Genomic DNA, 22,694 nt, shown 5'->3' with positions numbered 1-22,694 from the left:
GTAGACAGATTATGGCAGCAGTATTGCCCATAAGGCATCAGGCACTAATTAACAATGATTGGACATTCATGTATGGAGATATTATCGATGGCAAAGAAGTTTTATTTGATGATTCGAACTGGTATGATATCGGCATTCCGCATTCGTTCGGCATTCCTTATTTCATGGAAAATGAATTTTATGTAGGCTACGGCTGCTATCGCAAGCATCTTACCATTCAGCCAGGGTGGATAGGAAAGAGAATATCACTTGATTTCCAAGGTGCATTCCAAGATGCCGATATTTATGTCAACGGTAAATGGGCCGGTAATCATAAGGGCGGATATACGGCATTCCATATCGATATATCTGAGCTTGTACATGAGGGAGATAATTTGCTCTTTGTACGGTTGAATAATTTGTGGAATCCACGTCTCGCTCCTCGCGCCGGTGAACATGTGTTTAACGGAGGCATATACCGCGATGTCAGTCTCATTGTTACGGAGTCCGTGCATGTCGATTGGTATGGTACATTCGTTACGACTTCCGAAGTTTCCACTGAAAGCGCTAGCTTAAAGATAGAAACTGAAATCGTGAATGAAGAAGGAACAACGGTAGACTGTTTACTTGTCTCCGTCGTGGAATTCGAAGGTACGAGCATCTGCGAAATGAGAAGTCGGCAGTCCATCGAGTCGGGACAATGCTTTGAATTTAGTCAACAACAGTTGCTATTCGAGCCGAAGTTATGGCATCCAGATTCACCTAATCTGTACCGATTGAAAAGCTACGTTTATGTGAACGATGCCTTGCAAGATGAGTATGAAACAAGTTTTGGGGTGCGTTCTATTCTTTTTGATGCCAAGGAAGGATTCTTCTTGAATGGTGAGCATTATGACATTATCGGCGCTAACGTGCATCAGGATCATGCAGGGTGGGGCGACGCTGTAACAAGAGCCGGCATATCACGCGATATTAAGCTGATCAAAGACTGCGGTATGAACTTTATAAGAGGCTCTCACTATCCGCACCATACGTACTTTTCTGCTGAGTGCGATAAGCAAGGGTTGCTGTTCTGGTCGGAGCTCTGCTTCTGGGGAATCGGAGGCGCAAATACGGAAGGCTATTGGGCAAGCAGCGCGTATCCTGTTCGTAATGAAGATAAAGAAGAGTTCGAAGCAAGCTGTATGAGGGCGTTGCAAGAGATGATACGAACGAATCGCAATCATCCGAGCATCATTACATGGAGCATGAGTAATGAACCGTTTTTCAGCGATGAAGAGGTAATGGATGAAGCCCGTGCGCTTATCGTTCGTCTCGTTGAAGAATCTCATCGACTTGACCCGTCACGTCCTGCGTCTGTCGGCGGTGCCCAGCGGCAAGGATTCGATGTGCTCGGGGATGTCGCAGGCTATAACGGAGACGGTGCAGCGTTATATCAGGATCCAGAATTCCCTAGCTTTGTTTCGGAGTACGGCAGCGTAATAGGCGTTAGGCCGGGTGAATACGCACCAGGCTATACAGACGGAGTAGAGGCCAACCCGAAGTGGAGATCAGGTAAGGCATTATGGTGTGGATTCCATCATGGCAGCATTGCATCCAATATGGGTTATATGGGAATGATCGATTATTATCGCTTGCCATTGAATTCGTGGTATTGGTACAGGAATGAACTTCTTGGCATCGAGCCGCCGCCCCTAGCATTTGAAGGGTTGGCTTACGCTCTTAAGCTAACAGCCGATAAGCATGCTATTCTTACCGACGGTACTGACGATACCCATCTTATTGTGGAGGTCGTGGATCGAGAGGGCAATCGAATTAGTAATACATTGCAAGTGGAGCTTGAGATTGTACAAGGAGGGGGCCTATTCCCTACAGGGAAATCGATGCGTTTCTCGCCGGACAACAATAGCTTCCTCGATGGTATGGGAGCAATTGAGATGAGATCGTATTTCGCGGGGACGATCAAGATTCAAGCAAAGGCAGAAGGGGTGCATTCTGCAGAAATCAGCATTGAGGCCGTTGGAGGGGAATTATGGAAAGGGCAGTCAATTCGCCTGCAACCTGCCGCCCCTTCAGTTTTGAAGGCACCGACGCACGGATCAAGCTACAATATTGCAAGAAGCAGGCCAGTCTTTTGCAGCAGTTTTGCAGAAGGGTATCCGGCTATGAGCGTAACTGACGACTTGGCGGATACGTGCTGGAAGCCTGGTAATGAAGCGGAAGGTCAGTGGATCATGATTGATCTAGAAGGACTTAAGAAGGCTGAACAAGCAGCTATAACGTTTGAAGAAGCGGATACTCCTCCTTATTATGAACTGTTTTATTCATTGGATGGAAAAATTTTCTTCCCGCTTGAAGGTAACAAAAAAGAGGGGACGAACACGGTAGTCGTTGATGAACTGCCGAGTGGTGGCCTCCGTTATCTGAAGGTGTCGTTTCCGACAGCGCCTGTTGCAGTAAACAAAATTGAGATGCATACCTAACTTGCGCATCTCGAATCAGGTATCATATTTATCAATTATTCACAGAAAGCAGGGTGGAAAATGAAACTACAATATGCAGTACCGGCAAACGTATGGACGGAGGCTCTTCCTATTGGGAACGGAAGATTAGGTGGAATGGTCTTCGGAGGTGTACACCAGGAACGAATTCAGTTTAATGAAGATACGTTATGGTCAGGTTCCCCCGTAGATGGCAACAACCCGGATGCGAAAGAAGCTTTACCTCGTATTCGAGAACTCATTAATGACAAAAACTATAAAGAGGCCGATAAGCTCTCGAAGCAGATGATGGGGCCTTACACGCAATCCTACCTCCCTTTTGGCGAGCTTCTTATGACGATGGAGCATGGAAACGTATTCCATTCGTATAGCCGAGAGTTGGATCTTGAAGAAGGGATAGCGTCTGTTCGGTATACGGTCGGAAGCATCCAGTATATACGTGAATATATAACCTCCTATCCGGATCAGATCATGGCAGTTCGGTTAACCGCAAGCGAGCCTGGAGCATTGAGTCTTAAGGTCAGACTTGACAGTTCTCTGCGATATGATACTGCATACGAGCAAGACGTCTTCATTATAAAAGGATTTGCGCCCGAACATGTCTCTCCAAGCTATATGAATGCAAGCAACCCGGTGAAATATGGAGACGGTGAGCTTACGAGGGCGATGCGTTTCGACGCTAGGTTGACCGCTTCGCATGAAGGAGGATCACTGAATATAACCCATAGCGGCATTCAAATCAATGAGGCAACATCGGTTACGTTATATCTTAGCGCTGCAACGAGCTTTAATGGTTTTGATCAATTGCCGAACCAGAACGGGCGGGATGAAGCATCGCTGACTTTTTTAGCTCTTTCGCAAGCTGTAACCAAAGGCTATGACGCCATTCGTCTTGCCCATGCTGCGGATTATAAACCCCTCATTGAACGCGTTTCACTTAAACTAGGGGATCGGGTATCGCCTCCTGAGATGTCTACCGATCGAAGAATAGAAGAATACGGCGTTAACGATCCTGAATTGGTTGAACTGTTATTCCAATACGGGCGCTATCTGATGATTGCCAGCTCCCGACCGGGAACGCAACCTGCCAACCTTCAAGGTATATGGAATGAAGAACTGCGTGCACCTTGGAGTAGTAATTATACGCTCAACATCAATGCGGAGATGAATTATTGGCCCGTTGAAAATTGCAATCTAAGTGAAATGCATATTCCACTTCTTGATTTTATTGGAAATGTAGCAAAGAATGGCAAGAAAACAGCAGATATCAACTATGGCGCTGAAGGATGGGTCGCACATCATAATTCTGATATCTGGGCGCAGTCAGCCCCGGTTGGAGGCTTCGGAGACGGTGATCCTGTATGGGCGCTTTGGCCAATGGGTGGCATATGGTTGACTCAGCATTTATGGGAACACTTTTCTTTTGGTCGAGACTTGGAATACTTGCGCACTTATGCGTATCCAATCATGAAGGAAGCAGCTATCTTCATTCTTGATTGGCTGCAAGAGGATAACGACGGTAACTTAGTCACGTCTCCCTCTACATCGCCCGAACAAAAATTCGTCAAAAACGGGGAACGATTTGCTGTTAGTAAATCGGCCACAATGGATACCTCGTTAATATGGGAGTTGCTTACAAACTGCATCGAAGCGTCGGTGCTATTGTTAGCTGACGATTCATTCCGTGAAAAGTTAAAGACAGTCCGTTCAAAGCTATATCCCATGAAAATCGGTTCTGAGGGCCAACTTCAAGAGTGGTACGAGGACTTTGAAGGAGAAGCACCGGATCATAGGCATATTTCGCATCTAGTAGGCGTGTATCCCGGAAGACAGCTTACTGAAAAGGGAACGCCTGAGCTTTTCCAAGCCGCAAAGCGGTCTATGGAGCTTCGTGGAGATGGCGGTACGGGCTGGAGTCTTGGCTGGAAGGTGAACACATGGGCAAGATTTAAAGATGGAAACAGAGCAAAGGCGTTGATTTCAAATCTTTTGTCGTTAGTTAAGAGTGATGATCCGATTAGCTTTACGAAAGGCGGCGTTTATGCCAATCTGTTCGACGCGCATCCGCCATTTCAAATCGACGGCAATTTCGCTGTGACTGCAGGAATAGCGGAAATGCTTGTACAATCACATCAAGGATATATTGAACTGCTCCCTGCGTTACCCGATGTATGGGCGCAGGGATATGTGAAAGGATTAAGAGCAAGAGGCGGCTTTCAGGTTAATATTAGTTGGACGGACGGAAAATGGGATAATGCGGAAATAAAATCAAGTGAGAACGAGGAGTGTGTGCTGTATTCGGAAAATCAGATTGCTGTGTACGAAAATTTGAGCGGTGCCGTTGTTGGACATTATTATAACGGTGAGGGACTATACCGATTCCCTGCAGCAGCTGGGAAAACCTATCTACTCAAAGTGATTTGATTGACGCGTTATTAAGCAGTGGATATAATGACTTGTGAAGCAGAGACTGCCGATTCATACAATACGGTTAGTCTTTGCTTTTATTCATTTCAATCTCGCTTAAATTTTGTTTCATCCAATAGAAGGGGGGCCTTCTTTATGAACACAAAAATGACTAGGGTATATAGGCGATTTTTGATATCCTATTTAATCGTACTGCTTTTGCCTAATATTGCAGGATATTTGTCATACCGTGTATCTATTGATGTTGCACAAACCAGCTCGATCGAAAATAGCCTCCTGCTCCTAAGCCAAAGCAGCGAGATGATTGAGGCGCGTCTTGCAGAAGTTACTGCATTCACAAATCAGTTGGCCTTGGACCATGACTTAGATAAGCTTATAAGCGGAAAGAAGCAAGAACCAGAGGAATATGACGTTTTTAATTTGTGGAAGACAGCAAGAGATATTTCCACATATAGCAAAACGAATGATTACTTGCAACATTTCTATATATATTTAAGCAATAATGATGCCATTATTGCCCCTAACGTCGTCTATTTTCGCCCGCGCCAATTTCACCAACTTCATCACTACAAAGAAATGGAATACGATGAATGGATTGAAATGCTAACGAAAGAAACGCATGAACATGAGATTGTGTCGGCGCGTCCCTATATAACAGAGAGTAAAGAAATATCGGTGTTAAGCTATATCCAGTCGCTGCCGCTTAATAGCTTCCGTGAGCCTAAAGCTACCTTGGTCGTCACCATCGACAAGAGAAAGATAAGCACCCAATTAGAAAAGCTTGCAAAACTGTATGGAGGTTGGGCGTACATTTCTAATGGTGAAGGGGAGATTATTATTTCGGAAGGCATCGAGGCCGAAGAAATTGGTAATCTACCCCACATACCATCTGGTGAAGAAGGGGATAAAACCTTACTTCATAACGGGAACTTGCTCATCTCGAGTAAGTCCGAATTATTGGGCTGGGTCTATACAGCCAGCATTCCCGAGAAAGCGTTACAAGCTAAAGGCGATGTCATTAAAAATCTGACATTAACATTTACCTCGATTACATTAGTGATAGGTTTTTCGATTATATTGTTTTTCACATACCGCAATAGCAAGCCTCTTTATAAGCTTATACAAGTGCTCAAGGAGCGTTTCGAGATCGAGCCCTCGGATATCCGCAACGAATATGATTTTTTAGCGGGTAATATTACGAGCCTTATCGCAAATAATGAGCGGTTGCAGACAGAACTGAAGGATCAGTTGCCGCTGCTGCGAGATGCGTTTATAAAAAAACTGTTAGTTGGCGGTATGTATTCCATAGAGGAGATCAAGGCAGAGGCTGCTCAGGCAGCAATGATGGATATCGGCCATTCCGGCATCGTGCTTATCATTCAAATGAATGACTACACTGGTTTGGATGCAAAAGAATTCATTAATGAATTGAATGTAGGAAGGCTATTAATCAAACAATCGCTAAGGGACTTAAGCCCAGATGCTCTTGTAACTGATTGGGGCACAGACAAAATCGCCATCATTGTTCAGGACGCAAGTGGAAATGGAGATCAACAATTGCGCAACGAACTAGAAATTAGCTATACTCGGTTTCTAGAGCATATCTATGAGCAATATCATCTATCCATCATGATTTCCTTTGGGACAGTGTTTCGAGAACCAAATGCCGTTGGCCAATCGTTTTCCGATGCATTGATTACTCTTGAATATGCCGTTCAGAACGGAATCAAAGGAATAAGCCGATACGAGTATTCCGTCAAAGATTCGGACTTGTACTATTATCCGATTGAGATTGAGCAGCGCTTGTTTCATGCTCTTAAGTCGGGCTACGAGGAGGAAAGCAAGCGAATCCTCGTTCACATCTTGCACCGTAACTTCGCGGAACGGATACTGACACACGAGACAATGCAGAAGCTTACTGGCGAGATCTCCGGTACGATGTATAAGCTTTTGGATCAACAAGGAGTTTATGACGAACAATTTGTAAAGCGAATGAAGCAAGCGCTTGAGAACATCAATCCGATGTTAGGGAGTAAAAAACTACAGGACAGCTTTGTTTTGTTGGCAGGAGAACTATGCGATATCGTTGTCAAGAAAAAGTCGGACTTGAATCAGGAGATGATCCAAACTGTAATCATGCAATTGGAAAATGAATATGCGGATTCAAATCTGACGCTCTATCGCATTGGTGAGAGAATAGGTCGGCCAGAGAAATATTTATCTCAATTATTTAAAGACATTACCGGAGATACGATATCTGATTACTTGGAGCGGCTTCGTATTGACCAGGCATCGTATCTATTGACAGGCAGTCAACTGACAATTGACGAAATAGCTGAGCAGACGGGGTATAACAGTTCGCATTCGTTTAGGAGAGCATTCAAACGAGTAACGGGCGACTCGCCGAGCAGTTTTCGAGAGAAAGGCAGATCGGGATAACCGATCTGCCTTTTTTCTATGTAGAGCAGGATTAATGTACGTTGACGGAATATTGTACCCTGATGCTTTGAAATGCAAAAATTGTACCGTGTTTTGGATCAAAATGTACCTTAAATCACTAAGTAGGATCAGGTATCGTAGGGGTATGAAAGCGTTATCTAAATGTATGGCAGACAATCAACTGGAGTAGACCTGATTAGGGGAGGAACCAAATTTGGAAACAGTAATAGAAGATAAGAAAGGAATACGACGGAGAAAAAAAACGAACGCCACGATTGCCTATTCAGCCAAGAAGAGTCTAAGGCTTCATTGGCAACTCTATTTATTAATGTTACCACCGCTTCTTTATTTCATCATTTTCAAATATATTCCGATGGCTAATTCCGTGCTAGCTTTCAAGGATTACAACATCATTAAAGGGATATGGGGAAGCCCATGGGTAGGTCTAAAGTATTTCAGATTATTTTTCGATAATCCGGTAGCGTTTACATTGGTGAAGAACACGCTATTCATTTCTCTTTATCAATTAGCAGCGTCTTTTCCTGTACCGATCATTCTAGCTTTGGCTCTTAATGAAGTCAGAAGCGGCCGATTTCGGAAGTTGGTTCAATTGATTACGTACGCGCCGTATTTTATTTCAACCGTGGTCATGGTATCCATCATCATGCTGTTCTTTGCTCCTAGGCTCGGGATTGTCAATATCGGGCTTAATCATCTCGGTATTGATTCGATTAACTTTCTTGGAAGTCCTGATATGTTTAGATCGGTGTTTGTGTGGTCAGAAGTATGGCAGACAGCCGGGTATTCTGCTGTTATTTACTTAGCAGCTCTCGCGGGTGTCGATCCCTCCCTTTATGAAGCAGCCAAGGTTGACGGTGCAACGCGCATTCAAAAAATAATAAACGTTGATTTACCTGGCATTATGCCTGCAGCGGTTATTATTTTAATTCTTAGCGTAGGAAATATAATGGCTCTCGGCTTCGAAAAGATCTATCTACTGCAAAATTCTTTAAACTTGCAAACTTCAGAAATCATTTCGACTTACGTGTATAAAATGGGCTTGTTAAACGCCAATTACAGCTTTGCGACAGCAGTTGGGCTGCTAAACTCGGTAATCAATCTCGCATTGATTATCCTTGTCAATAACGTCGCGAAACGAGTGTCAAATAATAGCCTATGGTAAAGGAGAGTTAATATGAGAGCCGCTGCACTTCAAATAAAAGAATCCTCTTCGGATCGGATTTTTCTGGGGTTTGTTTATCTGTTTTTAACAGTCGTACTCATAGCTGTATTGTATCCGCTTGCTTATATTGTTAGTGCTTCGTTAAGTAGTCCAGCAGCTGTAAGTTCTGGTCGGGTATGGCTATATCCTGTTGAACTTAGCTTCGACGGCTATATCGCTGTATTCAAAAACCCACAAGTCATTACAGGATACGCCAACTCGTTATTCTATACGATCATCGGTACGTTCATCAGCGTAGTGCTCACCATTATGATAGCGTATCCGCTCTCAAGAAAAACAATTTTCGGAAGAGGTCCAATTACGTTATTCATCATGTTCACCATGTTGTTCTCAGGAGGACTTATACCGACATATCTCGTCGTCAAGACGTTTGGTTTGATTGATACTCGTTTTGCGTTACTGCTGCCAAGTGCGATTTGGGTCTGGCAGGTCATTATTTCACGCACCTTTTTCCAATCTTCGATTCCGGATGAACTTGCAGAAGCTAGCCAAATCGACGGCTGCAGCGATATTCGCTTTATAACAAGCATCGTTATCCCCTTGTCGAAACCAATCATAGCGGTTATTGCGTTAATGTATGCCGTTGGACAATGGAACGCCTACTTCGATGCGCTTATCTACTTGAAGACGCAATCTCTTTACCCGTTACAACTCATTTTAAGAAGCATTCTCGTTTTGAATAACGCCTCCAGTAACGTTGATGCATTGGAAATGTTGAAACGGCAGCAGTTAGCTGAACTTATGAAGTATTCGTTGATTGTAGTTGCCAGTTTACCTGTTATCTTAATATATCCATTCGTACAGCGCTACTTTGTACAAGGTATGCTGATCGGATCAGTTAAGGGCTAAGAGGTTTGTTAATGGGTTACTATGGAAAGGAGTGGTGTCTATGTAATGACTTTAGGAGCTATGCAAAGCTTTGATTATTATTCATACTTATAAAAAAGGGAGTGTACGTATGAAAAAGAAAGTATGGTCTACTGCAGTCGGTATTATATTGATTATTAGTCTAGTCGTGACAGGATGTTCCTCGAATAACAACGGCAATGCAGGCAGCACCAATGGGGAGAATAACTCAAATGGCACTAATGATGCTGCCCCCGTAAACGTATCCGTCTTCGCACATTTGCCTGCAGATAATGATTTTGCAACGAATAACTTTTCGAAGCTGCTTGAAGAAAAATTCAATATCTCGTTCAAATGGACGACAGTTCCATTTGATGGCGCTGCGGAGAAACGTCAAATTTCAATTTCCAGTGGCGACTATCCGGATGTGTTCATGCTTGTTCCATGGGTAGATAAGTTCTCTCAAACCGATTTGATCCGTTTCGGACAACAAGGTGTCGTCGTTCCATTAAACGATCTAATCGATCAGTATGGACCGAATATCAAGCATGCACTTGATAGCGATCCTTATTATAAGGCGATGAATACGGCACCTGATGGAAACATATATGGACTGAACCAATTTAATGAATGTTACCACTGCTCTTATCCGAATAAAATGTGGATCAATACTACCTGGCTTGAGAAGTTGAAATTGGATACGCCTAAGACGACAGAAGATTTCGCTAAGGTGCTTGAAGCATTTAAAACGCAGGACCCTAATGGAAACGGCAAGCAAGACGAAGTTCCATTGAGTGGCTCGGTAGAGACGTTCGGAGTACGTATTATACCGTTTTTGATGAATGGATTTATTTACGACGATGATCGAACGTATTTAACATTAAACAACGGGAAAGTCGACATCGCGGCTAACAAGTCTGAGTGGAAAGAAGGCTTGCAGTACATTAAGTCGTTGTATGATAAAAAACTGATCGATCCGGGCGCTTTCACGCAAAATGCTGAAGCGTACAAAATGATCGGTGAAAACGCCGACGCGCAGTTGCTCGGAGCAGGTGCTGGCATGCACCCTGCCATCTTTATAAATACGGGCGAAGGCAATTTGTACAATAAAGATTATAATCCGATTGCTCCTTTAAAAGGCCCATATTCCGAATATGCAAACTATGCCTATCCGGTTGATCCAGGCGCGTCTTTCGTTATTACGAATAAAGCAAGTAAAGAAGCTCAGATTGCTGCAATCAAAATAATTGATTACTTATTTACCCAAGAGGGGCAGATGCGAGGGAATTTCGGTGAAGAAGGAATCAACTGGCGCAAGCCGACAGATGGAGATATTGCACTTGAAGAATCTGTGGAACCTATCTTTGCTATGATTCCAGGTAAATCTGGAGGAGAGCCGTTGAACAATAGCTGGGGACCAATCGCCCAGTATTATCAACCGAAGGCATTCAGAGATGGCCAGGTTCAGGGAACGGACCCTTATTTACCATCCGGCTTTGAACGCAGGCTGCAAGAAGCTACGCATCTCTATGACGGCAAACAGCCGAAAGAGATTTTCCCAATTTGGGCGGTATGGATCGATCCAGCGAGTGTAGACGAAATGAGTATGACCCAAACGAATATCAAAGATTACATCGATCAAAGTGCGCTTCAATTCATAACGGGTAATAAGAGTTTGGACAAAGATTGGGACAGTTACGTGAAGGGTCTGGAAGATTTGAATTTGTCTAGATACCTTGAAATTATGCAGAAGTCGTATGACGACTCCGTAAAACAATAGGCATTATCGAAAAGAAACCTTGGATAAACCAAGGTTTCTTTTGTTAAGGAGTTTAATGAGATGGATCGCATAATTGTATATGATGCATCTAAAGGGGCAGTACGAAATGATGATTTCCAAGTAAGCGTACGAGTAGCCGAAGGTGAGTGGAAGGGATAAGGCCGCTGTCATATGGATATGGCATCCCATTCAATCAACAAGGGATTCAATTGTACTTCGTGCTCAATCAGCCGAAGAAGCTCGCAATTGAAGTGAATGACATGTATCGTTTGGCAGCAACGCCTGCCAAAGAGCGATACGACGTACGGATATTGTCTGGAAGGCAAGTACTGGAGATGATAGTTGAATAAAGATTAGATTGCAGCCGATCAGATTGATCGGCTGCTTTTTTCAATGAAGTCTTATGCTATCTTTATTCATGTTTGCCTAATAATCATCAACAAATGTAGAACGTACGGGTGGGATTCCAATCTCATCTTCATTGGTGAATAGAGAAGAATATAGTACTTGAAGATCTGGATAAAGCGGATGCGGTATTGTAAAAGATTGATATTGATTTAGAAGGCTTCCATCTGGTCGTATGGTGAATAGGGGCGTGTTTGGCTTCTTTTTGTCGGAAAAGTAAATCGAATCCGTCGTTTTGCGTATAACGTGAAAGTAATCCTTCATATTAAAATAGTTACTATAAAGGGTTTAATAGACTGCAAGAGAGGGGTAACTATTATCATGACACGTGAATTTCCAAAGCAATTTCTATGGGGGGCATCCACTGCCGCTCATCAAGTAGAAGGAAATAACCTGAACTCTGATTATTGGTTGATGGAGAGCATACCAGGAGGCTCGTTTACGGAGCCATCCGGCAACGCGGTTGACCACTACAATCTATACAGGGGCGATATTGGTCTTCTGGCAGGGCTCGGTTTGAGTGCGTATCGGTTCTCCATCGAATGGGCACGGATCGAACCGGAGGAAGGGCAATTCGATGAATCGGCCATTCAGCACTACCGTGACGTGTTGAAAGCATGCAACGAATACGGAGTGACCCCAATCGTAACACTTCATCATTTTACGTCCCCGCACTGGCTTATTAGAGAGGGTGGATGGCATTCGGAAGAGACACCGGCTCGATTCGCCCGTTATTGCGAGTATGTCATGTCCAAACTTGGTGATGCAATCCCGTATGTTTGTACAATTAATGAAGCGAACATGCCCGTCGGAATCAAAAAAATCATGGAAAGATATAAAGAAGCAGGGAACGCGCAGGTCGGGATCAATACGGACATGTCCAACATACAAGCCTATTATGCCGAACTAGGAAAAGCTTTTGGCGTATCGCCGCTCGAAGTGCATACCTTCTTGGCTCCGGCTACCGATCAGGGAATGGAAATCATATACCGTGCGCATACGGAGGCTCGAACGGCCATTCGCAAGGTTAGCCCAAACACACAAATCGGAATTACGATGTCGCTGTTCGACGTCCAATCCGTTCCGGGCGGAGAGGCGCTGGCGGCGGAAGAATTGCATGAGGAATTCCTTCAGTTCCTCCCGTATCTTGAAGAAGACGACTTCTTCGGGTTGCAAAATTATACACGTTCGGTGTATGGTCCCGAAGGTTTGCTCCCCGTTCCGGAAGGGGCGGAGACGACCCAAATGGGCTATGAATATTACCCTCAGGGGCTCGAGTCTGTCATCCGCGTCGCCCACGAGCATTTGAAGAAGCCGATTGTCGTAACGGAAAACGGCGTTGGAACGGACAATGACGAGCGGCGGATCGCTTTCATCGACCGTGCCTTGGAGGGGGTTCATGCTTGTGTTGCCGACGGCATTCCCGTGCTAGGATATATGCATTGGTCCCTATTGGATAACTTCGAATGGCAGCTCGGATTCTCGAAAACTTTCGGGTTGATCGCCGTGGATCGCACTACTCAACAGAGGTTTCCTAAGAAAAGCGCCTATCATTACGGAAGTATTGCAAGAAACCGAACAATCTGATTGCTGCTCGAAGAAAAAAGCCATTCCTAGGAATGGCTTATTCTTTGTCTTCATGGATAAGTTCCGATTGCTCTGAGAACAGAGCAGGAATCGTGAGTTCGCTTACAGCCCCGTTCCGATTATAAAAGCGCCATTTCGCCTGTTCATGAAATAATAGAGCAAGACGCTGAACGCTATTTCGGATGCCGATGTGCTCGCCACTGTGGTCAATAATGACCTTGCCTTGATTCAACCGTTCCAGTTGGTTCTCCGGGTAGCCGCTTCCACTGTCAGCAATGACAATGTTGGCGTAGGGGTAGAAGTCGATTTCGAAGGAATCGACCTGTATCGAAATATGGATGCTGCGATCCGCTTGGATCGCGTATTTAATTGAATTCTCTACGAAATTTTGAATGAGCATAGGAGGGACGAGCATGTCCGCAATCATTTGATTCGTCTCGATCGAATACGTAAACTTGTTATTGTAACGAATCGATTGAATCTGCAGATACGTATTGACATGTTCAATCTCCTCATATAGTGGGACGAAATCGGTTTCTACTTTGACCATATAACGATAAAAGTCAACGGAATGAACGATCAGTTTTTTGGCCGTCCAAGCATCTCCATTCTCCAGAAGGTTATAAACCATGTTCAAGGAATTAACAATAAAATGAGGCTGGATTTGCAATTGAAGATTGCGAAGCTGAGACTTCTGAGCCTTAATCTCCTCTTCGTATACGTTAATTTTTAATTGACGGACATCATCCATCATCTGGTTAAAAGTCTGATTAACAATCGAAAATTCATTCGATACCGAATAAGAAGGAATGCGGTATTGCAGATCTCCGCGTTGGATAAGCTTCATTGCTTTATTCAATCTTTGCAAGGGCATCACGACGACTTGTCTTAGAACGAAAAACGCGAGAGGCAACAGCAAGCAAACAAGGACGGAGATGACGACCATATATTTCTGCATGAAAGGTAAAGATTTTAGGATGATGCTCGATGGGATAGTCTCCACGAATGAGATTGGCACGACGGCGGAGGGGACCGTAATTACGATGCTATCCTCGGGATGTTTGGAACGAACGGCTGCCGCATCCTTATCAGACAATAATGACAAGGAAATGGTTCTGTCATTAGGTGTATAATGGCTTACAAGCCTGTCCAGATTGACATACACGCCGGATAATACGCCATTGTCTCCTTTGCTAAAGTGAATCATGCCCGATTGGTTATTTAACCTAATCAGATACCAATTCGATTGCATGCCGCTTATATCCAAAGTCGAAGCAGCTTCCAAGACGTAGGACTTAATTGCGTTTCTCTCATCCGGCTTCTGGCTGGTCTGCCCAGCCGAGATATAATCATTGTCTGTATATACGAACAAGGAATCGATGACGTTGACGCCGTTCGTGATTTGTTCCGCAAGATCAAGCGCAATTCTTTGCTTGGCTAATGCAGACACCGATTCAACATTGCTAAAGGCTAGTACAGGGTCGGATTCGAACCATGCGGTATTGACCGCGAAGGTGACCGCATTGTTGAGTTGATTATCAATTTGGATCCAATAGGACTCCAACATGTTCCTGTGCGTGCTCTGGACTTGATTCTCAAGCGTGATCCTGGTTTGGTAGTTGCTATAGATGAACATCCCAATGATAGGAATCAGAATCGTGAATAACGCAAGAAGCTTGAAAAGAATGGAATTGGTAAAACCTTTATCGGGTAATCGCATCATAGGGGTTAGCTCCGTATCCTTTGTACTCTACCGGGGCAGGGTTAGCCCCATTATACTTGGAAATCGAATGTTGTCAAAGACGTAACAGGAGGGAAAGCAACATGAATGTACTTATCGTCGACGACGAAATTAGCTCGATCCAAGCAGTATCGAACGGGATTGGATGGGATCGGTTAGGGATTGAACACGTTTATACAGCTGCGAATGTACAGGAAGCAATTCGACAATTCGACGGGAGTCCAATCGACATTCTGCTCAGCGATATCGAAATGCCGATGGGTTCCGGCCTCGAATTGTTACAATGGACCAACAAGCACTATCCGAATGTGAAATGCGTCTTCATGACTTGTCATGCGGAGTTTCACTTGTTGCAGGAGGCCATGCGATTGGGCAGCGTCGATTACATTCTGAAGCCATTGGACTTCTCGAAAGTGGAGCTAGTGCTGAAAGAAACGATGGAGAAAATTCGAACGGAGAGAATGTTAAAAGATAACAGCAGCTCCTGGATCCAAAACAAAAACACCGTTGTTAAGCAGTTTTGGAAAGATTTTTTCCTTGGCGAAATATCGCCTAACAAGGATAGTCTGACGAACTACTTCCGCCAGAAACGACTGGATGTAAATCTCGAGGGTTTATACGTTCCCATCTTGATCGTAACAAAGAAATGGACAGAGAATGTCAGTAAGGAGGATCAGAAGCTGCTGCAATATGGACTCCGAAACATAACAGAAGAGCTGTTCGTGATCCCGGAAACCGAAAGTGAAGTCATCTCATTCTCGGATACATCGATCTTGGTCATGCTGCAAATGGATGGGCATTCAGAAGGATATGATCTTAATCGTCAGATCGAGAAATGCTGCCGACAGGTGATCGATGCGGCAAAGATATATATCAAAGAGATCGTCTGCTGCTATATTGGCGTCAATGACGCCATCTACGAAATGCCTTCGGTTATTGAATCGTTGCAGGAGATGGACTTTAATAATGTCATTCACGAGCCTAACGTTTATTTTCTTCATCAAGACCAGAACAACAAGGAAGGTTATGCGTATTCCGACAATCGTATCGGTCAATGGAGAGAATGGTTAAAACAAGGAAGATATGCTGAGGTAAGGGAGAAAATAGAAGATCAATTGACCCCGCAGGGACAGAAGTTCAACATCAACCGTGTTTTTTTACGAAGATTTACGAGTGATTTTTATTATCTTATCTTCGGATTTACCGCCGATCGAAACATTTTCGTCAATGAACTATTTGCCCATGAGCAGTCGAATCGGTTGTTGGAGAAAGCTTCGGAGTCATTGGACGGGCTGTTGCAATGGGTCAATCATGCGATGGATATGATGCAAAATTTCGATCAGGTGAATGCGAACCGCGATAATCCGGTGGAGAGGACGAAGCAATTCATTCGCATGCATCTGTCCGATGAGCTTTCGATGGAACAAATTGCAAACAATGTGTATCTTAATCCAGATTATCTAACACGAATTTTCAAAAAACAGGTTGGCGTATCGATTAGCAAATATATGATCAACAAAAAAATGGAAGCGGCGAAAGATCTTCTGATGCAAACCGATAAAAGCATCGGGGAAGTCGCCATGCTGGTCGGCTACTACAATTACTCAAGTTTTAACCGAATTTTCACTAAAGAAACAGGGATGTCGCCGCAGGAGTTCAAAAAGCAGCAACAGAAGCAATACGATCGGTGAAGTAGTCGGAATTCGGAATCCTTTTAGTCGGATCATGTATAACGCGGTAGGTTCCCTTGCTCCTATAATGCTCATTAGAAAGACAAAAACGCTACTTAATTTGAGGGGGATCTGAATTGAAAAAGAAACTTTTACCCGTGGTGTTAGCATCATCGCTGTTGGCAGTCGGCATCATTGGATGCAGTAACAACAACGGCAACAGCACGGAAAACTCAACGGCACCAAATAATGCAAGCGTTTCCGAGGAAAGCGGACAAATCGACTTCAACGAGGAGCCTTATACGATCAAAGTCAATTACGCCGTATTGGGACAGGAGCAAGCGGATCTGCCTAAGATCGAAGAGAAGCTGAATGAGATTACCCTTAAGGAAATCAATGCAAAGGTTGATCTTGAGGGAGTCAGCTTATTCAATATGGCGAATGTCTATGCGCTCAAAGCCTCAAGCCGAGAGAAAACGGATCTGATGCTTCTCATGCCTGGAAGCAGTTATCTTCCTACCTTCGCCAACAATAAAATGATTCGCCCGATTAGCGAAGAGTTGGCCCAGTGGGGGCCGGCTATACAGGAAACAGTCGGCGACCTGCTCCCTGCAGGCAAATTCAAGGGGGAACAATATACAATTCCGCAAAGAATGGATCAACAACTTACGATAGGATTTAATATGAACAAAAGTATATTGGATAAGTACAATATAGATATCGCATCGATTAAATCGCTCGACGATATGGATGCTGTCTTTGCCAAAGTACAAGAGGGTGAACCCAATATGACCATGCTAGCGCCGGAAACGAGTTCGGCCAATATTGCGGGGAGTTTGGTTTATTCCGATATGCTTGGGAGCAATTACGGCGTCCTAATGGATGGAACAGGAACAAAACTTATTAACCAGTACGAATCCGAGCAAATGATTAACACGATCAAAAAAGTCCGGGAATGGTATCAAAAAGGGTACATTTCCAAAGACGTAAGCACCTCGCAAGATGATGGCAGCACGTTATTGCACAATGGGAAGGTATTTGCAAATGCTGTTTATTCCGTGGGATTCGCTGGAGGTCTATCCGTACCGATCGAGACGAGAACTGTAGCTATGCACCCAGCGGTTCGCAAGACTACCGATTCCCAGTTGTTCTTGTGGGCGGTAGCATCATCCAGTGAACGTCCCGATAAAGCGATCCAATTCCTTAATCTCCTAAATTCCAGCGCGGAGTTAACTAAATTGCTTAGCTTAGGTATTGAAGGGGAGCATTACGAGGTTAAGGCTGATGGTATCATCGATACTTCCAAAAATACAAATTACAACCAAAACAACTGGCTGATGTTTGGTGATTATAACAAGTTACCACTTAGACAACTTTATGTTGAACCTACCGGACTTAGTCCGGAAGCGTATAAAGAAGGTTTGAAAAAATGGAACGAAGATACAACGTTGTCACCGGCATATGGATTCTTGTTCGATCCGTCATCCGTAAAAACGGAGATCTCGGCGTTGGATGCGGTAAACGAGCAATATGCGAAGATCATTGGTAATGGCGGCGTAGATCCGGATGAGTTGCTGAAGAAATTTAATGATGAACTCTATGCTGCCGGATTGCAGAAGGTAATTGATGAGAAACAGCGTCAGCTTGATGCTTGGCTCGCCGAAGAGAAAAAATAAAATCTGATTGCTAGAAGTGTGCTTAATCAACGTGGTGGTGAAGAAGGAGTTGTTCCAGATGGGATAGCTCCTTTTCGTTTTCGCTAAGGGAGAGATTCAGTAAGTCGGAAAAGGAGATCTTTTGCGTCGTACTATGTATAACGGCAAGTGCCAATCCACGTGTAAGATACGTGTAGGAGTCAATTACATCAAGAAAGAACGAAATAGGAGGCGGAAATAAGTGAAAGCAACTGTAGATTTGGAGTTGCAAAGCGTACCTAAAAAAACGCGTAAAAAAAAGAAAAATTGGAAGTCCTATATTCCATTGTATCTCATGGCTTTGCCGGCGTTAATTTACCTGTTCATTAACAATTACATGCCCCTGTATGGCATGCAGATCGCTTTCAGAGAGCTTGATTTCTCGGGGAGTATCTTTGATGGAAAGTTCGTATGGTTCGAGAACTTTAAGTTCCTGTTCACGACCGACAATGCTTGGATGATGACACGAAATACGATTCTGTATAATCTCTTGTTTATCGTGGCGGGCACCGTTTTTTCAATCGTTGTCGCGATTCTCTTCAACGAGATTATTAGCCAAAAGCTTGCCAAGGCTTATCAATCTGCTGTGTTAATTCCTTATTTTATCTCGATGGTTGTTGTCGGTTACCTCGGCTTCGCATTTCTAAGCAACGAGAACGGATTTATCAATAATTCCATCTTGGAACCGCTTGGTATCGATCCTGTCTCTTGGTACTCTGAACCTAAATATTGGCCGTTCATTCTATTGTTTATTCATATCTGGAAGGGTATGGGATACAGCTTGCTGTTCTACATGGCAAGGATCTTTACGATTAATTCGGATTATTATGAGGCTGCCAAAATCGATGGTGCGACGAAGCTGCAGCAAATTATCCACATCACGCTGCCGCTCCTCAAGCCGGTCGTCATTCTTACGACGATTCTTGCTATCGGCAGAATATTTTATTCCGATTTCGGATTATTTTATCAAGTTCCCATGAATTCCGGTGCGCTATATGATGTAACGACGACAATCGATACGTATTCGTTTCGTGCGTTGATGAAGCTTGGCGATATCACGATGTCTACGGCAACAGGGGTCTATCAATCGGTGGTTGGATTTGTATTGATCCTCATTACCAATATGGTCATGCGCAAATACAGCAAAGAAGATTCATTATTCTGAGGACGGAGCGATCCATAATGATTGAAACTAAAGATAAAAAATGGTCCATGTTTGGACATATTCTCATGATCATTTTATCCATTCTGTCTCTAGCCCCCTTTGTTCTTCTTCTCGTATCGTCATTTACGGACGAAGCAACGGCGCTCAAGAATGGATACAGCTTCTTCCCGGAGAAGCTCTCTCTCGAAGCTTATCGGTATATTGCCGAGCAGTGGGAGTTGATCGGCAATGGATATTTGGTATCCATTATCGTCACCGTTGTCGGTACGCTAGCAGGTGTGATGATTTCTGCGATGCTCGCGTATACCCTGAGTAAGCATGATCTGCCCGGGCGCAGCGTACTCATGCTCCTGTTAACCTTTACGTTGCTCTTCAACGGAGGATTGACTTCGACTTACATTGTCTATACCCAAATCTTCAACATCAAAGACACTATTTTCGGTTTGCTTCTCCCGAATTTGCTAATGAACGCCTATTTCGTCGTCATGCTAAAAAACTACTTCGAGCATACGATCCCGAGCGCGCTCCTTGAATCGGCGCGAATCGACGGAGCAACGGAATTCCAGCTGTTCTACAGGATATCCATTCCTCTGTCTGTACCGATGCTTGTCACAGTCGGGATGACGGTCGCACTCAACTATTGGAATGATTGGATGAACGGGATGTATTATCTATCTGCCAACAGCAACATACAGAGCATTCAAACGATATTGAATAACATTAACGAGAATATCAGGTTCCTCCAGCAAAACAATGTAGGTACTGCCATGACAACAGCGGATCTGCCGTCAGCTACCGTGCGAATGGCTGTTGCCTTTGTCGGCATACTGCCGATGCTTGTATTCTTCCCCGTCTTCCAGAAATGGTTCGTCAAAGGGGCGACGGCAGGAGCTGTTAAAGAATAATTACAAATAAGGTCAAAGAGGAGGAGATTATCAATGAAACGCGATTTGGAACAATTGATTTCGCAAATGTCGTTGGAAGAAAAAGCGGGTATGTGCTCCGGACTGGATTTCTGGAGACTCAAAGGTGTGGAAAGGCTCGGAATTCCGTCCATTATGGTAACGGATGGACCGCACGGTCTGCGCAAGCAGAGAGAGGGTGGCGATCATCTCGGTATATTCGACAGCGTGCCTGCGACTTGTTTCCCTTCAGCTGTAGGAGTAGCAAGCTCGTGGGACCGGGAATTGATCGAGAAGATGGGGCAGGCGCTCGGCGAGGAATGCCAGGCCGAGGATGTTGCCGTTTTACTTGGACCAGGTGCGAACATCAAACGTTCCCCGCTCTGCGGTCGGAACTTTGAATATTTCTCGGAGGATCCGTTTCTTTCCTCCGAAATGGCTGCTCATCACATACAAGGCGTGCAAAGCCAGGGCATCGGCACATCGCTTAAACATTTCGCCGCTAATAACCAAGAGCATCGCAGAATGACGTCCGACTCCGTCGTCGACGAGCGGACGCTTCGGGAAATCTATCTCGCGAGCTTCGAAGGAGCCGTTAAGAAGTCGCAGCCATGGACGGTGATGTCTTCTTACAACAAGGTGAACGGGGAATTCGTTTCCGAGAACGAATACTTGCTGACCGATATTCTGAAAGATGAATGGGGACATGAAGGCTTCGTCGTATCCGACTGGGGCGCAGTGAACGAGAGGGCAGATGGGCTTGCCGCTGGCCTTGAACTCGAAATGCCATCCAGTAGTGGGATCGGTGAACAAAAAATCGTGGATGCCGTTCGCAACGGGAAGCTGTCGGAGGAGAAGCTCGATGGGGCAGTCGAAAGGTTGCTTCGCATCATCTTCAAATCGGTGGATCACAACAAGCAAGGAGCTAGCTATGACGTGGATGAGCATCATCAGTTGGCAAGAGTAGTCGCGCGCGAAAGCATGGTGCTCTTGAAAAATGAGGACGGGATTCTCCCGTTAGCCAAGGAAGGTCGTATCGCCGTCATTGGAGCTCTCGCGGAATCTCCTAGATATCAGGGTGGCGGAAGCTCCCGAATCAATCCGACCAAGCTTGAGGATATACGGGAAGAAATTCAGAAATCAGCGGGGACTGCTGCGAATGTCGTATACGCCAAAGGCTATGAATTAGACAGCGATGCAACGGACGCCAAGCTGGTGGAGGAAGCGGTTCGTACGGCGAGCGAAGCGGATACGGCCATCTTATTCGTCGGATTGCCGGATCGGTATGAATCGGAAGGTTATGACCGTACGCATCTTCGTATCCCGAATAATCAGATCGCAATGATCGAAGCGGCTGCCAAAGCACAGCCGAACCTAATCGTCGTATTGAGCAACGGATCTCCGGTGGAGATGCCTTGGATTGGGAACGTGAAGGCTGTATTGGAGGGGTACTTAGGCGGACAAGCGCTCGGCGGGGCTATCGCCGATTTGTTGTTCGGAGATGCTAATCCTTGCGGCAAGCTGGCCGAGACTTTTCCGAAGCGGCTTGAGGACAACCCGTCTTACCTGTTCTACTTCGGGGAAGAAGATCGGGTCGAGTACAGGGAAGGCTTGTTCGTCGGTTATCGCTATTACGATAAGAAGAAGACTGAACCGTTGTTCCCATTCGGTCATGGCTTAAGCTATACAAGCTTTGCCTATTCCGACCTATCCGTTGCCAACAAAGAAATACTGGAAGATCAAACGGTAGACGTTCAGGTTAAGGTGACAAATACGGGGAATATGTCCGGTAAGGAAATCGTTCAGCTCTATATTCGCGAAGTAAATAGTAAGGTTATTCGTCCCGACAAGGAATTGAAAGGATTTGCGAAGGTGGAGCTACAACCGGGCGAAGAACAAACGGTCCATTTCACATTGGATAAACGATCATTCGCTTACTACGATGTCGAGTTGAAGGACTGGCGCGTCGATACCGGTGAATTTGAAATTCAGATAGGGAAATCGTCTCGGGAGATCGTGCTGACGGGTTCCATTAAGGTGGAATCAACGAAGGTATTCCGCAAAAAAGCAACGCGCAATACGACAATCGGCGATCTTCTGGCCGATCCAGCAAGGCGCCCGATCATAGAAGGAATTATGAAGCAGCAGCAACCTACCGGGGAAGCTGAAGCAGCGAATCATGGGGATGCTTCTGAGATGGTGGAGGCGATTATGAAATATATGCCTTTGCGCGCGCTCATCTCCTTTAGCGGCGGGGCCATGTCGGAAGCGCATCTCGATCAAATATTAGATGCATTGAATGAAGTAAAATAAAG

General features: G+C 44.8%; 14 protein-coding genes. 13 read left to right on the top strand and 1 reads right to left on the bottom strand.

Annotated elements, in window-relative coordinates:
• Positions 1–11 precede the first annotated feature (11 nt).
• The 8 genes from V8F51_RS09465 to V8F51_RS09430 all read left to right on the top strand — a co-directional run bounded on the left by V8F51_RS09465 (position 12) and on the right by V8F51_RS09430 (position 13,207).
• Positions 12–2,462: a glycoside hydrolase family 2 protein gene (locus V8F51_RS09465; protein ID WP_337099950.1), complete on the top strand. Its 2,451-nt coding sequence runs from the start codon at positions 12–14 to the stop codon at positions 2,460–2,462.
• A gap of 60 nt (positions 2,463–2,522) precedes the next feature.
• A complete protein-coding gene (locus V8F51_RS09460) occupies positions 2,523–4,904 on the top strand; it encodes a glycoside hydrolase family 95 protein (protein ID WP_337099948.1) in 2,382 nt (793 codons plus the stop codon).
• Between the two features lie 138 nt (positions 4,905–5,042).
• On the top strand, positions 5,043–7,346 hold the full coding sequence (locus V8F51_RS09455) for a helix-turn-helix domain-containing protein (protein ID WP_337099947.1): 2,304 nt from the start codon (positions 5,043–5,045) through the stop codon (positions 7,344–7,346).
• A 328-nt stretch (positions 7,347–7,674) separates the two neighbouring features.
• Positions 7,675–8,529 (top strand): ABC transporter permease, encoded by an 855-nt coding sequence (locus V8F51_RS09450; protein WP_337100230.1) that lies wholly within the window; start codon positions 7,675–7,677, stop codon positions 8,527–8,529.
• 12 nt (positions 8,530–8,541) lie between these two features.
• Positions 8,542–9,438, top strand: coding sequence for a carbohydrate ABC transporter permease (locus V8F51_RS09445; RefSeq protein WP_337099946.1), 897 nt, complete (start codon positions 8,542–8,544; stop codon positions 9,436–9,438).
• Between the two features lie 109 nt (positions 9,439–9,547).
• A complete protein-coding gene (locus V8F51_RS09440) occupies positions 9,548–11,215 on the top strand; it encodes an extracellular solute-binding protein (RefSeq protein WP_337100229.1) in 1,668 nt (555 codons plus the stop codon).
• A 146-nt stretch (positions 11,216–11,361) separates the two neighbouring features.
• A complete protein-coding gene (locus V8F51_RS09435) occupies positions 11,362–11,565 on the top strand; it encodes a hypothetical protein (protein ID WP_337099945.1) in 204 nt (67 codons plus the stop codon).
• 376 nt (positions 11,566–11,941) lie between these two features.
• The gene (locus V8F51_RS09430; protein WP_337099944.1) at positions 11,942–13,207 is read left to right on the top strand and encodes a glycoside hydrolase family 1 protein; all 1,266 of its coding nucleotides are present in this window, start codon (positions 11,942–11,944) and stop codon (positions 13,205–13,207) included.
• A 37-nt stretch (positions 13,208–13,244) separates the two neighbouring features.
• On the opposite strand, the gene V8F51_RS09425 is transcribed toward V8F51_RS09430, so the two are convergent.
• On the bottom strand, positions 13,245–14,927 hold the full coding sequence (locus tag V8F51_RS09425; protein ID WP_337099943.1) for a sensor histidine kinase: 1,683 nt from the start codon (positions 14,925–14,927) through the stop codon (positions 13,245–13,247).
• 104 nt (positions 14,928–15,031) lie between these two features.
• Here V8F51_RS09425 and V8F51_RS09420 point away from each other — a divergent pair, with 104 nt between their 5' ends.
• The 5 genes from V8F51_RS09420 to V8F51_RS09400 all read left to right on the top strand — a co-directional run bounded on the left by V8F51_RS09420 (position 15,032) and on the right by V8F51_RS09400 (position 22,692).
• Entirely contained in the window at positions 15,032–16,639 is a 1,608-nt protein-coding gene (locus V8F51_RS09420) for a response regulator transcription factor (RefSeq protein ID WP_337099942.1), read from the top strand.
• Between the two features lie 116 nt (positions 16,640–16,755).
• The gene (locus V8F51_RS09415) at positions 16,756–18,294 is read left to right on the top strand and encodes an ABC transporter substrate-binding protein (RefSeq protein ID WP_337099941.1); all 1,539 of its coding nucleotides are present in this window, start codon (positions 16,756–16,758) and stop codon (positions 18,292–18,294) included.
• 220 nt (positions 18,295–18,514) lie between these two features.
• Positions 18,515–19,477, top strand: a complete 963-nt coding sequence (locus V8F51_RS09410) for an ABC transporter permease (RefSeq protein WP_337099940.1) — start codon at positions 18,515–18,517, stop codon at positions 19,475–19,477.
• A gap of 17 nt (positions 19,478–19,494) precedes the next feature.
• Entirely contained in the window at positions 19,495–20,382 is an 888-nt protein-coding gene (locus tag V8F51_RS09405; protein ID WP_337099938.1) for a carbohydrate ABC transporter permease, read from the top strand.
• Between the two features lie 33 nt (positions 20,383–20,415).
• Positions 20,416–22,692 (top strand): beta-glucosidase family protein, encoded by a 2,277-nt coding sequence (locus tag V8F51_RS09400; protein WP_337099937.1) that lies wholly within the window; start codon positions 20,416–20,418, stop codon positions 22,690–22,692.
• The last annotated feature ends 2 nt before the right edge of the window (positions 22,693–22,694 follow it).

This window comes from Paenibacillus sp. YIM B09110, from assembly GCF_037167145.1.
Classification (GTDB): domain Bacteria; phylum Bacillota; class Bacilli; order Paenibacillales; family Paenibacillaceae; genus Pristimantibacillus.
Note: the sequence above shows the minus strand (reverse complement) of the source record. Positions and strands in the feature narration are given on the sequence as shown.